The sequence below is a fragment of the Kosakonia sp. Marseille-Q7440 genome (assembly GCF_965119485.1).
Genome location: NZ_CBCPLT010000001.1, coordinates 451,104 through 464,164 on the forward strand (window position 1 = coordinate 451,104; position 13,061 = coordinate 464,164).

Below are 13,061 nucleotides of genomic sequence, written 5' to 3' on the forward strand. Positions count from 1 at the left end.
CGCATAAGCGCCAGGACCGGGCCTGGCGCAGAAACACTACAGGCAAACGTCAATCCACTTTGCAGAGGTCAGTGCCGCCATGCGTTCCGGTGAGATACGGACCGCGCTATGAATAGCGCCCGCCGCCGGCAACACTTCCGGGTACTGCCTGAGTGAAACATCGCAATAGACCGCCAGCGGAGTTTCCAGCCCAAAAGGGCAGACGCCACCAACCGGATGGCCGGTAATGGTGACCACTTCATCACTGCTCAACATCCGCGCTTTGGCACCAAAGGTATCTTTCAGTTTTTTATTATCAAGCCGGGCGTCCCCTTTCGCGACAACCAGAATGACCTCGTTTTTCACCTTGAGCGACAGCGTCTTGGCGATCTGTCCCGGCTCGACGCGATGGGCCGCCGCAGCCAGCGCAACGGTTGCCGTGCTTTGATTGAGTTCAATAATATCGATATCGGGGGCGTTATCGGCAAAGAATTGCCGCACGGACTGCAAACTCATGATGTTCTCCTGCGAAAGACCGCAGCTAATCTGTCACAAGCGAGTTATCTCTGTAAATAATCCTTCATGACAAACCGCTTACATTACGTTTCTCGATCCCCTTCACAATCGCGGAAACCGGTTACATGAACCAGTTGCAGTGTTGTCAGGGCAGGTTAATACTCATTTTGTCACTCCCCCTGACCCTAAAATAAAAAGAGCCTCTTATGAAACCTACCCTACTCAGTTGTAATGCTGGCCTGACAATCAGCATGGTTTCAACCATCCGAAACCGATCGCGGCACGGCTGCACCGCTGCTGTTGCCATTACCTTGCAACTCTGACAGGAGATCGACGATGTCTGCTAACCATGCTGCGTTTAACCTTATCTTTCGGTTTATTGAAAACTACGTCAGCCCGATAGCCGGGCGTATCTCTTCCCAGCGTCACGTTATGGCGATCCGCGACGGCTTTATCTCCGCGATGCCTTTCATGATCGTCGGCTCATTTTTACTGGTGTTTGCTTACCCGCCTTTTTCGCCGGATACCACATGGAGTTTTGCCCGCGGCTGGCTGGATCTGGCGAAGCAGTATGAAGGGCGGATCCTCACACCGTTTGATATGACGATGGGGATCATGTCGATCTACATTTGCGCCGCTATCGCCTACAACCTCGGCAAGCACTACGCGAAGTCATATCAGCTTGATCCCTTTATGTGCGCAATGCTCTCGCTGATGGCGTTTTTACTGGTTGCCGCGCCGAAAACCAGCGGCACGCTGCCGGTGGATAGCCTTGGCGGCACCGGGATTTTCACCGCGATCCTGGTGGCAATCTACTGCGTGGAGATGATGCGGTTTCTGAAGGCGCACAATATCGGCATCCGCTTGCCGGACCAGGTGCCGCCGATGATTAAGAACTCCTTCGATCTGCTGATCCCGGTGCTGGTGGTGGTACTGACGCTCTATCCGCTCAGCCTGCTGATTCAGTCCCAGTTCAATATGCTGATCCCGCAGGCGATCATGGCGCTGTTTAAACCGCTTGTGTCGGCGGCAGACTCTCTGCCTGCGATCCTGCTGGCGGTGATCATTGGTCATCTGCTCTGGTTTGCCGGTATCCACGGCGCAGCGATTGTCTCCGGCATGCTGCAAATGTTCTGGCTGACCAACCTGGGTATCAACCAGAGCGCGCTGGCGCAAAGCGCGCCGCTGCCGCACATCTTTATGGAGGCGTTCTGGACCTTCTTTATTGTCATCGGCGGGTCGGGCGCAACCATGGGGCTGGTGTTCTGCTACCTGCGTAGCCGCTCGGTCCATCTACGATCGATTGGCCGTCTCAGCGTTGTGCCAAGCCTGTTTAACATTAATGAACCGGTGATTTTCGGCACGCCGATTGTGATGAATCCGGTGTTCTTTATCCCCTTCCTGCTGGCACCGACGCTCAACGCGATCATTGCCTGGGCGGTGATGAAGATGGATCTGATTGGCCGCGTTATTTCGGTTGTGCCGTGGACCGCACCCGCGCCGATTGGTGCCGCGTGGGCACTAGGCTGGGATTTCCGTGCCGCTGTGCTGGTTCTGCTCCTCGCCGCGATCTCGGCGGTTATCTACTACCCCTTCTTCAAGGTGTATGAGAAGCAGCTGCTGGAGCAGGAGGCGGAAGAGGCGCGCCGCGCAGAAGAGGAAAATCGGCAGGTTGCCTGATACAACAAAGGGGCGAATCATCGCCCCTTTGTTATTCCAGCGTACGACGCTATTTCAGCGTGCAGTCGCCGCACTGCTGAACATCCGGCAGGCGATAGCGCTGGCAGCACGTCCGGCGAACCAGCGCGCCGTCGCGCAGCACGACCGTGCGCCACAGCGGGTTGTCGCTGCCGTCAGCAAGCGATTTTTCGAAAAAGCAGATCTGGCGCAGGGCGGCCAGCCGGGCTTCGCCGATAAGCGGCATCATCTCGCCCAGATACCAGTTAATCAGGTAACCGGTGTTGCTCCAGATAAGTTTGCCGTTGATATCGCCCGTCGCTTCCAGCGCCTTTATTACCGGTTGAATGGTCTGGTTGACCAGGGCGGCAATACGTTCGGCATCATTCTTCAGCGTCAGGCTATGATCCTGCTGAACATCAATCCAGAAGCAGGCGGCACGCCCGCTTTCATGAAATTCGACGTGGAAGTTATCGGGATCTAAATCCAGCGCGTTTTTTTGCGTTAACAGCGTCAGCAACAGTGGCGGCACCATCAGCCCGAGATACCATTGCGCCCACAGCGAGAGCAGCGGTTTGCTTTCACGCGGCTGAGTAGGATTGTTACGGTAAATATGGTCGGAGTAGGTGGCGATAAGCGAGCTTAACGCCGTCGGGCGCGACCACTCCGCCAGGGTCATCGCTTGATGAGGCGCATCTTCATTAAGGCGAAGGAAATCGAGCAGATGGGCCCGCGTGCTGGCAATGGCGTCCCGCATGGCAGTCGCCAGCGAGTCGCGCTCATCATGAAGCGGGCTTTGCCAGATAACATGTTGCGTAATCGATGCGGTACGGTATGCCATAGCCCCAGCTGGAGAAGGAATCTAAATGATAATGATTGCCAATCCTATCCAGAGGCGAAACCGATAGCAAGATGTTTATCGTAAAGTTAGCGCCAGCGCACATCAGGCGATCTGTAAATCTCCGCTGACCAGAATACTGTTACGGCCTAAGTGCTTGGCTTCATACAGCGCTTTATCCGCCTGCGTCAGCGCGGCATCAATATCGTTATTCTGCAACGGCGCAATGCCGATACTGACGGTGACATTGGTGGCGACGCTTTCATTAAACATATGGGGGATCTTCAGGTCGTAGACCCGCTGGCGGATATGCTCTGCGGCCATCCGCGCCTGATCCTGGTCGATGTTATTCAACAAAATCATGAACTCTTCGCCACCGAAGCGCGCCACGATATCCCGTGAGCGCACCGCGTCGCGCAGCGCAGCAGAGACGCGGATAAGCGCCTGGTCGCCCATCATGTGCCCGTAATGGTCGTTATAGGCTTTGAAGTGATCGATATCCAACAGCAGGACAAAACGGCTGCTGTCATCGACAGCAAGCAGATTATCGAGTTTATGCTGCAATCCGCGGCGGTTATAGAGACCGGTGAGCGGGTCGAGCATGCTCAGGTCGTTAAGCGTTTTCCGCTCCTGCATCAGGCGCTGCATCAAAGCGCGGGCGAAACTATCGTTACGCTTCTGAATCGCATGCTGAATAGCAATCCCAATAACGGGTAGAGAGAAGCTATAGATGAGGCGCATGCAGCTTTCAGATTCATTCAGCCACAAACAGGTCACAAAAAGCGGTAGGGAGTGGAGCAGGAAGGCGATGACATTATTGGAGAAAGCGATAGTGCCAATAAACAGAACGCTGAGCAGCGCGATTAACAGATAGGCCGAAGCATCATCTCCTATCAGTTTCGCTTTAAGAACTACATGCCACGCCCAAAGGCAGCCAAACAGCAGTGAGATCAGTGTGATGTTGATTTTGCTTCTGGGGTAAAATTTGTGCCACGCGGGCAACACCGCGCTGAGCGTGAAGATCGCGCTAACCGGCACGGTCACAGCGTGCAGATTGTAGAGCGGCACCATCATAGAAAAGAGTGCTGAAATGGCGTTGAGCAGTAAAAAGAGACGTAGGGACAATCGATATCTCTTATTACAAAGAGATTGCCATGTTTGTGATGTCATACCTATAAGTCGTATTTATCCGCAGTTTTTCAGTGCGTTATGAGTCGTAAAATAAAGTTACGCAATGAAATCGTCATCGCGAAATATTAGTAATAAGAATTTTTATTTAAGCGGTGCTTAATTTATCACCTTACTGAATGGCTGTCATTAGAAGATGCAGAATCTTCAGACAGTACGACCTCGCTGACAAATGAGAAATTCTATCATATGATATTGGTTATCATTCGTGATTGAAGAGATGAAACCATGCTGCAGCGCGCGTTGGGAAGTCGTTGGGGGATCGTTTTTCCGGGCATGATTGTGGCCGCATTAGTGCTGGCAGACCTGTCGGTCAACAGCTGGCGCGCGGTAATTTTACTGGGTTTGTTATTGACGCCAGTAATGCTTTACCACAAAAGGTTACGTCATTACGTTTTGCTGCCATCAAGCATTGCTCTGATTGGCGGAGTCATTTTGATGCTGCTGAATTTGAAAATGATGATGTAACAGGGGGGGAGAGAAGAGGGGTGAGCAAGATATCTGGTGCGAGGGGGGGGACTTGAACCCCCACGTCCGTAAGGACACTAACACCTGAAGCTAGCGCGTCTACCAATTCCGCCACCTTCGCACAGTCATCTTACTTGTAGATATCGCCTCGTTGGTGCGAGGGGGGGGACTTGAACCCCCACGTCCGTAAGAACACTAACACCTGAAGCTAGCGCGTCTACCAATTCCGCCACCTTCGCACAGTGCGAGCGATATCTGCGTGGTTTATGGTGCGAGGGGGGGGACTTGAACCCCCACGTCCGTAAGGACACTAACACCTGAAGCTAGCGCGTCTACCAATTCCGCCACCTTCGCATACCATCGATACCAGAAGTATCGTTACCACGGAGGCGCATTCTAGATGTTTTCAACTTTTCGTCAACAGTTAATTGCGCGCAGAGTCGTCGATTGCTGCAAAAATGGGCGTCGGCTAACAGGTGGGGAAATTCACCCGGCGAGCAGGCCCGCCGGGGAGAGGACTTATTTCTTCAGCGCCTGGCGCGTCATCACGGTGCGGTAAACCTTAAAGCGTCCGGTCTGCGCGATCACTTCATGGAAACCGAAGGTTTGATCCAGCACGTCCGGATAGGGCAGGAAGGCGTTCGCCACAATACGCAACTCGCCGCCGCTGTTGAGGTGACGAACCGCGCCGCGAATCAGTGTTTGTGCCGCTTCGAGGCTGGTCTGCAACCCATCATGGAACGGCGGGTTGGATATGATCATATCGAAGCGACCGGTCACTTCAGAGAAGACATTACTGGCGAAAACCTCGCCCTCAAGCCCGTTCGCCGCAAGCGTCGCGCGGCTGGCTTCGATCGCCGGGGCCGAAACATCACACAGGGTCAAACGTACTTTCGGCGAATGGCTTGCCAGCGCCGCCGCCAGCACGCCGGTGCCGCAGCCAACATCCAGCACTTTGCCTTTGGTATGCGGCGTCAGCGTGGAGAGCAGCAACTGGCTGCCCACATCCAGCCCATCGCGGCTAAAGACGCCCGGCATGGTTTTAATGGTCAGTGAGTCCAGCGCGTACTCGCCCCAGAAACCGTCAGGATCAAAGGCAGGATTCTTATCGAGGCGGCCATGATAAAGCCCGCAGCGACGCGCGCTGTCGACTTTATTCAGCGTGCAATACTCAGCCAGCATCTGCTCGGCGCTGCGCACGCCGCTGCGGTTTTCGCCAACCACAAAAATATCCGTTCCCACCGGCAGCAGCGAAAGCAAATTCATCAGCTGGAACAGCGCTTCCGGCTTATTTTTCGGCCAGTAGTAGATAAGCGTATCGCTCTCGCCAATCATCGCGCTATCCGCCACCAGGCTAAAACTGGCGCGCTCGCCCATCTGCTGGCTCAGGGTTTGCCACTGGTGGAACTGTTGTGTCCAGGCACGGCTCCCGGCACTCTCCAGACGAGCAGGCAGGTCATCCTGCAGATCACCGGCAAAAAGAATATGGTTAGATTCGAAATCATCACTGTGGCGCAGCAAGACTTCACTTGCCGGGGTAAAAGCAGACATTACGTGTTCCTCTTTAAACTGAACCGGCGATTATACACGTTATCCTTCGCGCTGCCTCTTTGTTGGCTGCGTCTTCATACCCCAGTCACTTACTCTTGTAAGCTCCTGGGGATATTCATCCTTGCCGCCTCGACGCAACACGAATGATTTTGTGTAACACGTTATCCTTGGCACTGCCTCTTTGTTGGCTGCGTCTTTATCCCTATACGCCGCGTGTTGATGGCGCATTTTCGACGAGTTTGTTATATTTGCGCGCCTGATACAGGAGTGTTTCACGATGACTTCCCGACGCGACTGGCAATTACAGCAGCTGGGCATTACCCAGTGGACCCTGCGCCGCCCGACGGCGTTACAGGGCGAGATCGCCATTTCGCTGCCCGCGCATATTCGTCTGGTAATGGTCTCGCCGGCGCTGCCTGCATTAAACGATCCGCTTGTCACCGACGTGCTGCGTGCCCTGACCGTAACGGCAGATCAGGTACTGCAACTCACCCCGGATCGCGTGGCGATGCTGCCGCCTGAGAGCCATTGTAACAGCTGGCTGCTGGGCATTGATGCGCCGCTGCCGCTGTCGGGCGCGCAAGTCTCGACGCCCGCTGTTGATGAGCTACGCGCAAACCCTGCGGCACGCGCCGCGTTATGGCAACAAATCTGCGAACATGAACACGATTTCTTCCCTCAGCACGACTGATCTGCCCCGCGCTTACGAAATAGAAACCCGGGCGCACGCCTTTCCCTGGAGCGAAAAAACGCTCGCCAGCAATCAGGGGGAGCGCTACCTCAACTGTCGGCTGATGGTGGGCGACGAGATGGCCGCTTTCGCCATCACGCAGGTGGTGCTTGATGAAGCCACGCTGTTCAATATCGCCGTCGATCCCGCCTGGCAGCGCCAGGGGCTGGGCCGCCAGTTGCTTGAACATCTGATCAGCGAGCTGGAAAAGCGCGATGTGTTGACGCTGTGGCTGGAGGTTCGCGCCTCTAACCAGCCCGCCATTGCCCTATATGAAAGTTTAGGTTTTAACGAAGCGACTATCAGGCGCAACTACTATCCCACGACCCACGGGCGTGAGGATGCCATCATCATGGCGCTTCCTCTGTAATTGAATAAAGGTGATGTAATGAAATGGGACTGGATACTCTTTGACGCTGACGAAACGCTCTTCACCTTCGACTCGTTTGGCGGCTTACAACGGATGTTTCTTGACTATAGCGTGACATTCACCGATCAGGATTTCGCAGAATATCAATCTGTTAATAAACCTTTATGGGTCGATTACCAGAACGGCGCGATCACCGCGCTGCAGTTGCAGCATAAGCGTTTCCAGAGCTGGTCCGAGCGGCTGGATGTGCCGCCGGGCATGCTTAATGAGGCGTTTCTTAATGCGATGGCGGAAATCTGCGCGCCGCTGCCGGGCGCGGTGTCGCTGCTCGACAGCCTGAAGGGCAAAGTGAAAATCGGCATCATCACCAATGGTTTTACCGCCTTGCAGCAAATTCGCCTGGAACGCACCGGCCTGCGCGACTATTTTGATCTGTTAGTGATTTCTGAACAGGTTGGCGTGGCTAAACCGGATCCGCGTATCTTTGAGTACGCACTGAAGCAGGCCGGTAACCCATCCCGCGATCGCGTCTTAATGGTTGGCGACACGGCGGAGTCAGATATTCTGGGCGGCATCAACGCGGGGCTCTCGACCTGCTGGTTGAATGCCCACAACCGCGCGCTGCCTGAAGGTATCAACCCGACCTGGACGGTAACGTCCCTGAACGAACTGGAGCAACTCCTGTGTAAACATTGATTGTCTGCACTCAACCGTTGAGTACAATAGCCGCATTTTTCGTCTTTAACGCGGGGCTCAGTGCCGCGCAATTACACAGAAGAACTCAATTATGACGTTGTCTCCTTATTACCAAGAGGTGGCGAAGCGCCGCACGTTCGCTATCATCTCGCACCCCGATGCCGGTAAAACTACCATCACCGAAAAGGTGCTGCTGTTCGGGCAGGCGATCCAGACCGCCGGGACTGTAAAAGGCCGTGGCTCCAACCAGCATGCAAAATCTGACTGGATGGAGATGGAAAAGCAGCGTGGTATCTCCATTACCACGTCCGTGATGCAGTTCCCGTACCGCGAGAACCTGATCAACCTGCTCGACACCCCGGGGCACGAAGACTTCTCCGAAGATACCTACCGCACCTTAACCGCCGTTGACTGCTGCCTGATGGTGATCGATGCGGCGAAGGGCGTCGAAGATCGTACCCGTAAGCTGATGGAAGTGACCCGTCTGCGCGATACGCCGATCCTCACCTTTATGAACAAACTCGACCGTGACATCCGCGATCCGATGGAGCTGCTGGATGAAGTAGAGAGCGAGCTGAAGATCGCCTGCGCGCCGATCACCTGGCCGATTGGCTGCGGCAAGCTGTTCAAAGGGGTTTACCACCTCTATAAAGATGAAACCTACCTTTATCAGACCGGTAAAGGCCACACCATCCAGGAAGTCCGCATCGTCAAAGGGCTTGATAACCCGGAGCTGGATGCCGCCGTTGGCGAGGATCTGGCCCAGCAGCTGCGCGATGAGCTTGAGCTGGTGCAGGGTGCCTCCAACGAGTTCGACCAGGATCTCTTCCTGAGCGGCGCGCTGACGCCGGTCTTCTTCGGCACCGCGCTCGGTAACTTTGGCGTCGATCATATGCTGGATGGCCTGGTTGAATGGGCACCGCCGCCGATGCCGCGTAAAACCGACGTGCGCGAAGTGAAAGCGGACGACGAGAAGTTCACCGGCTTTGTCTTTAAGATCCAGGCCAACATGGATCCGAAGCACCGTGACCGCGTTGCCTTTATGCGCGTGGTTTCCGGGCGCTACGAAAAAGGGATGAAGCTGCGCCAGGTGCGTACCGGCAAAGATGTGGTGATCTCCGACGCGCTGACCTTTATGGCTGGCGACCGCTCTCACGTTGAAGAAGCCTACCCGGGCGACATCATCGGTCTGCACAACCACGGCACCATTCAGATTGGCGATACCTTCACGCAGGGTGAAATGATGAAATTCACCGGCATCCCGAACTTTGCCCCGGAACTCTTCCGCCGTATTCGCCTGCGCGATCCGCTGAAGCAGAAACAGCTGCTTAAAGGCCTGGTTCAGCTTTCAGAAGAGGGCGCGGTGCAGGTCTTCCGCCCGATTGCCAACAACGATCTGATTGTCGGCGCGGTCGGCGTGCTGCAGTTTGATGTGGTAGTAGCGCGTCTGAAGAGCGAATACAACGTCGAAGCGGTCTATGAGTCCGTCAACGTGGCAACCGCGCGTTGGGTAGAGAGCAGCGATGTGAAGAAGTTCGAAGAGTTCAAGCGTAAGAACGAGATCCAGCTGGCGCTCGATGGCGGCGATAACCTGACCTATATCGCCCCGACCATGGTTAACCTCAACCTGACACAAGAGCGTTACCCGGAAGTGACCTTCCACAAAACCCGCGAACACTAATCCCTCTACGGAGCGCGGCAGAAGCCGCGCTCCGGCCTCTTTTCCACCCTGCCGTTTCTTGCGGAAAGTTCTTAAAACCCTCGCTTTTTCTGTCTGTTGCTCGCTTTTTACGCACTCCAACAGGATCTTTGTCGAGAGTGATCTATATTTAACAAAGTGATGACAAGGTGTGTGGCTGAAAGTCCTGCTCAATGCGTGTTTAATGGTCTTTTATCCACTCAACTAATCACAAGATAACATTAACAACTGCATCAGCGCAGCGATTTGCCGGAATGTGATCGCAACCATTGACGTTGATACGGTGAGTTTCACCGCAGCAGTTGGCAGCTTCTTGCTGCTTCAGCCCAAATGGTGGGCAAACATACAGGAATAACATCGATGACTATGACAAAGCTGACTCTTTCTAAAACCCTGCTGGCTATTACGCTGGGCTCTGTTCTGACCACGGGTTCTGCCCTGGCGGCGGAAACCACCACTGATAAAGCGCAAAGCACCGCGTCCAGTGCAGGGGACAAAATTGATAGCTCTATGAATAAAGTCGGTGGATTCATGGACGACAGTACCATTACTGCAAAAGTTAAAGCGGCGCTGGTCGATCATGAAAGCATTAAAAGCACCGATATCTCCGTGAAAACGGACAAAAAAGTGGTAACCCTGAGCGGTTTCGTCGAAAGCCAGAAACAGGCTGAAGAGGCGGTTTCCGTGGCGAAAGGTGTAGAAGGTGTAGCTTCTGTAAGCGACAAACTGCACGTTCGCGATGCGAAAGAGAGCACTGCAAAAGGTTACGCGGGTGATACCGCCACCACCAGCGAAATCAAAGCGAAGCTGCTGGCCGATGAAAACGTCCCGTCCCGTATGGTGAAAGTGGAAACCACTGACGGCGTTGTTCAGTTATCCGGTACGGTGGAATCCAAGGCTCAAAGTGAGCGCGCTGAAAGCATCGCCAAAGCAGTTGATGGCGTGAAAAGCGTGAAGAACGACCTGAAAGTTAAATAAGAGTACGTGAGAAAATCCGCGCCTGGCGATGTCCGGGCGCGATAGATACTTGGCAGGAAATATCGCGGATGGGCATCTGAGAGCCCATCGCTTGCGGTCGACATTAACTATGGTTAAGGAGAGTTTTATGTTTCGTTGGGGCATTATTTTTCTGGTTATCGCGTTAATTGCCGCCGCTCTGGGCTTTGGTGGATTGGCAGGTACAGCAGCCGGTGCGGCGAAAATCGTCTTCATCGTTGGTATCGTTCTGTTCCTGGTCAGCCTGTTCATGGGTCGTCGGCGCCCGTAGCGTTTAACACGCTTAAACTTCGGTTACATTAAAGCCAGTCCTCGTGACTGGCTTTGCTGTTTCAGGGTCTTAAATATTGCGCTACTTTGTTGTGACAATTGCTTAAAAGGAAAACGAAGTGGGGCAACATATTCCCATCACGCTCGGCAATATTGCGCCGCTGGCGCTGAAACCGTTTCGACCGGGACGTCTGGCACTGGTGTGCGAAGGCGGCGGCCAGCGCGGCATTTTTACCGCGGGCGTGCTGGATGAGTTTATGCGCGCCGACTTTAACCCTTTCGATCTCTTCTTTGGCACCTCTGCCGGAGCGCAGAACCTGTCGGCCTATGTCTGTAACCAGCCGGGTTACGCGCGTAAAGTGATTATGCGCTACACCACGCGACGGGAATTTTTCGACCCGCTGCGCTTTGTGCGCGGGGGCAACCTTATCGATCTTGACTGGCTGGTTAACGCCACCGCGACGGAGATGCCACTGGCAATGGATCATGGCGTACGCGCTTTTGACGCCGGCAAAGCCTTTTATATGTGCGCCTGCCGCCAGGATGATTATTCGGCGGAGTATTTTTTACCCAATCACCAGACATGGCTCGATCTGATCCGCGCCTCAAGCGCCATTCCGGGCTTTTATCGCACCGGCGTGGCGCTGAGCGGCGTGAACTACCTTGATGGCGGCGTTAGCGACGCCATACCCGTGCAGGAAGCGGCGCGGCGCGGAGCCGACACCATCGTGGTGATCCGCACCGTGCCGTCGCAGATGTACTACACGCCGCAGTGGTTTAAGCGTATGGAGCGCTGGCTCGGCGAAAGCAGCCTGCAGTCGCTGGTCAACCTGGTGCAGCATCATGAGAAGAGTTATCTCGCCACGCAGCGGTTTATCGAAACGCCGCCGGGCAAGCTGCGCATTATCGAGATCTACCCGCCGAAGCTGTTAAAAAGCATGGCGCTCGGCAGCCGTTTACCGGCGCTGCGGGAAGATTATAAAATTGGACGCTTATGCGGGCGCTACTTCCTGGCAACGGTGGGCAAATTGCTTGCCGAGACGCCGCCGCTGCTGCGCTATACGCCGGTGGTTGCGCCGACAACGCGCGTGGTGCCGCCCGCCGAGGTGGCGAATGACGCGCTTGATCTGCCGCTGGTGACCGCGCCGGAGGCCAATGATATTTCGCTCAATAACGAGGACAGCGCGTGAGTTTTCGCTTTATCGATACCCACTGCCATTTCGATTTTGCACCCTTCAAAGGCGATGAAGCGGCCAGTATCGCCCGCGCGGCAGAGGCGGGCGTCGAGCGCATTATTGTGCCCGCCATCGCCACCCAATATTTTGACCGCGTCTGCAAGCTTGCACAGCAGCATCATGCCCTCTATGGCGCGCTGGGCCTGCACCCGATTGTGGTGGAGGAGCATACACAGCAGAGTCTGGAAGAGCTGGATGCGCTGCTCGCCACCCGGCCTGAGAAGGTGATAGCCATCGGCGAAATCGGCCTCGACCTTTATCGCGATAATCCGCAGTTTGAACGCCAGCAGGAGTTGCTTGATGCGCAGCTAAAAATGGCGAAGCGCTATGATTTGCCAGTGCTTCTTCACTCCCGCCGCACCCATGACAAGCTGGCGATGCAGCTGAAAAAGCATAACCTGCCGCGAACCGGCGTGGTGCACGGCTTTGCCGGTAGCCTGCAACAGGCGCAGCGCTTTATCGATCTTGGCTACTGCATCGGCGTTGGCGGCACGATTACCTATCCGCGCGCCAGTAAAACCCGCGATGTGATGGCGCAACTACCGCTCGCCTCGCTGCTGCTTGAAACAGACGCGCCCGATATGCCGCTGAACGGTTTTCAGGGGCAGCCCAACCGCCCGGAGCGGGCAGCAAAGGTTTTTGCAACTCTCTGCGAGCTGCGCCCGGAAGCGCCGGATGTGATTGCTAACGCGCTGTTTCACAATACCCAACGGCTCTTCGCTCTGCCTGATTAGTAGCTGTAACGCTTTTTCATCGGCAGGCACACTCTCCTGTGTTAAAATTCTCACATTCAAATGGCGTGGGCTTGCTGCGATTGCCTTCACGCGTGTCCGCTCTTCTGCGGCAAA

General features: G+C 55.0%; 14 protein-coding genes and 3 tRNA genes. 10 read left to right on the plus strand and 7 right to left on the minus strand.

Features of this window, described 5'->3' with window-relative positions:
* Positions 1-36: 36 nt before the first annotated feature.
* The gene (locus ACWPW2_RS02005; RefSeq protein WP_023480424.1) at positions 37-495 is read right to left on the minus strand and encodes a YbaK/EbsC family protein; all 459 of its coding nucleotides are present in this window, start codon (positions 493-495) and stop codon (positions 37-39) included.
* 336 nt (positions 496-831) lie between these two features.
* On the opposite strand from ACWPW2_RS02005, the gene ACWPW2_RS02010 reads away from it, so the two are divergent.
* A complete protein-coding gene (locus ACWPW2_RS02010; RefSeq protein ID WP_454121471.1) occupies positions 832-2,175 on the plus strand; it encodes a PTS sugar transporter subunit IIC in 1,344 nt (447 codons plus the stop codon).
* 49 nt (positions 2,176-2,224) lie between these two features.
* Here ACWPW2_RS02010 and fhuF read toward each other — a convergent pair whose 3' ends face one another.
* Entirely contained in the window at positions 2,225-3,013 is a 789-nt protein-coding gene (fhuF, locus tag ACWPW2_RS02015; protein WP_454121472.1) for a siderophore-iron reductase FhuF, read from the minus strand.
* Positions 3,014-3,115: 102 nt separating this feature from the next.
* Entirely contained in the window at positions 3,116-4,180 is a 1,065-nt protein-coding gene (locus tag ACWPW2_RS02020; protein WP_034813367.1) for a GGDEF domain-containing protein, read from the minus strand.
* A gap of 246 nt (positions 4,181-4,426) precedes the next feature.
* Here ACWPW2_RS02020 and ACWPW2_RS02025 point away from each other — a divergent pair, with 246 nt between their 5' ends.
* The gene (locus tag ACWPW2_RS02025) at positions 4,427-4,666 is read left to right on the plus strand and encodes a DUF1435 domain-containing protein (RefSeq protein WP_023480310.1); all 240 of its coding nucleotides are present in this window, start codon (positions 4,427-4,429) and stop codon (positions 4,664-4,666) included.
* 34 nt (positions 4,667-4,700) lie between these two features.
* On the opposite strand, the gene ACWPW2_RS02030 is transcribed toward ACWPW2_RS02025, so the two are convergent.
* The 4 genes from ACWPW2_RS02030 to rsmC all read right to left on the minus strand — a co-directional run bounded on the left by ACWPW2_RS02030 (position 4,701) and on the right by rsmC (position 6,217).
* Positions 4,701-4,787 (minus strand) — tRNA-Leu (locus tag ACWPW2_RS02030).
* Positions 4,788-4,818: 31 nt separating this feature from the next.
* Positions 4,819-4,905 (minus strand) — tRNA-Leu (locus ACWPW2_RS02035).
* A gap of 28 nt (positions 4,906-4,933) precedes the next feature.
* Positions 4,934-5,020: transfer RNA gene (locus tag ACWPW2_RS02040), tRNA-Leu, on the minus strand.
* 165 nt (positions 5,021-5,185) lie between these two features.
* Positions 5,186-6,217: a 16S rRNA (guanine(1207)-N(2))-methyltransferase RsmC gene (rsmC, locus tag ACWPW2_RS02045; RefSeq protein ID WP_454121474.1), complete on the minus strand. Its 1,032-nt coding sequence runs from the start codon at positions 6,215-6,217 to the stop codon at positions 5,186-5,188.
* A 277-nt stretch (positions 6,218-6,494) separates the two neighbouring features.
* On the opposite strand from rsmC, the gene ACWPW2_RS02050 reads away from it, so the two are divergent.
* The 8 genes from ACWPW2_RS02050 (at position 6,495) to ACWPW2_RS02085 (ending at position 12,947) form a co-directional block, all read left to right on the plus strand.
* Positions 6,495-6,908, plus strand: a complete 414-nt coding sequence (locus ACWPW2_RS02050) for a DNA polymerase III subunit psi (RefSeq protein ID WP_042716030.1) — start codon at positions 6,495-6,497, stop codon at positions 6,906-6,908.
* Positions 6,877-7,317 carry a ribosomal protein S18-alanine N-acetyltransferase gene (gene rimI, locus ACWPW2_RS02055; protein WP_454121476.1) on the plus strand — a complete coding sequence of 147 codons (441 nt, stop codon included), beginning with the start codon at positions 6,877-6,879 and terminating at the stop codon, positions 7,315-7,317. Before ACWPW2_RS02050 ends, rimI begins: the two co-directional genes overlap by 32 nt.
* Before the next feature lie 18 nt (positions 7,318-7,335).
* Positions 7,336-8,013 carry a pyrimidine 5'-nucleotidase gene (gene yjjG / locus ACWPW2_RS02060; protein ID WP_054802771.1) on the plus strand — a complete coding sequence of 226 codons (678 nt, stop codon included), beginning with the start codon at positions 7,336-7,338 and terminating at the stop codon, positions 8,011-8,013.
* Between the two features lie 91 nt (positions 8,014-8,104).
* The gene (gene prfC / locus ACWPW2_RS02065; protein WP_279793652.1) at positions 8,105-9,694 is read left to right on the plus strand and encodes a peptide chain release factor 3; all 1,590 of its coding nucleotides are present in this window, start codon (positions 8,105-8,107) and stop codon (positions 9,692-9,694) included.
* Between the two features lie 378 nt (positions 9,695-10,072).
* A complete protein-coding gene (gene osmY / locus ACWPW2_RS02070) occupies positions 10,073-10,690 on the plus strand; it encodes a molecular chaperone OsmY (RefSeq protein ID WP_023480446.1) in 618 nt (205 codons plus the stop codon).
* A gap of 127 nt (positions 10,691-10,817) precedes the next feature.
* Positions 10,818-10,979 carry a DUF1328 domain-containing protein gene (locus tag ACWPW2_RS02075; protein ID WP_023480205.1) on the plus strand — a complete coding sequence of 54 codons (162 nt, stop codon included), beginning with the start codon at positions 10,818-10,820 and terminating at the stop codon, positions 10,977-10,979.
* Between the two features lie 118 nt (positions 10,980-11,097).
* Positions 11,098-12,168 carry a patatin-like phospholipase family protein gene (locus ACWPW2_RS02080; protein WP_042716021.1) on the plus strand — a complete coding sequence of 357 codons (1,071 nt, stop codon included), beginning with the start codon at positions 11,098-11,100 and terminating at the stop codon, positions 12,166-12,168.
* Positions 12,165-12,947 (plus strand): TatD family hydrolase, encoded by a 783-nt coding sequence (locus ACWPW2_RS02085; protein ID WP_454121478.1) that lies wholly within the window; start codon positions 12,165-12,167, stop codon positions 12,945-12,947. Before ACWPW2_RS02080 ends, ACWPW2_RS02085 begins: the two co-directional genes overlap by 4 nt.
* Positions 12,948-13,061: the final 114 nt, after the last annotated feature.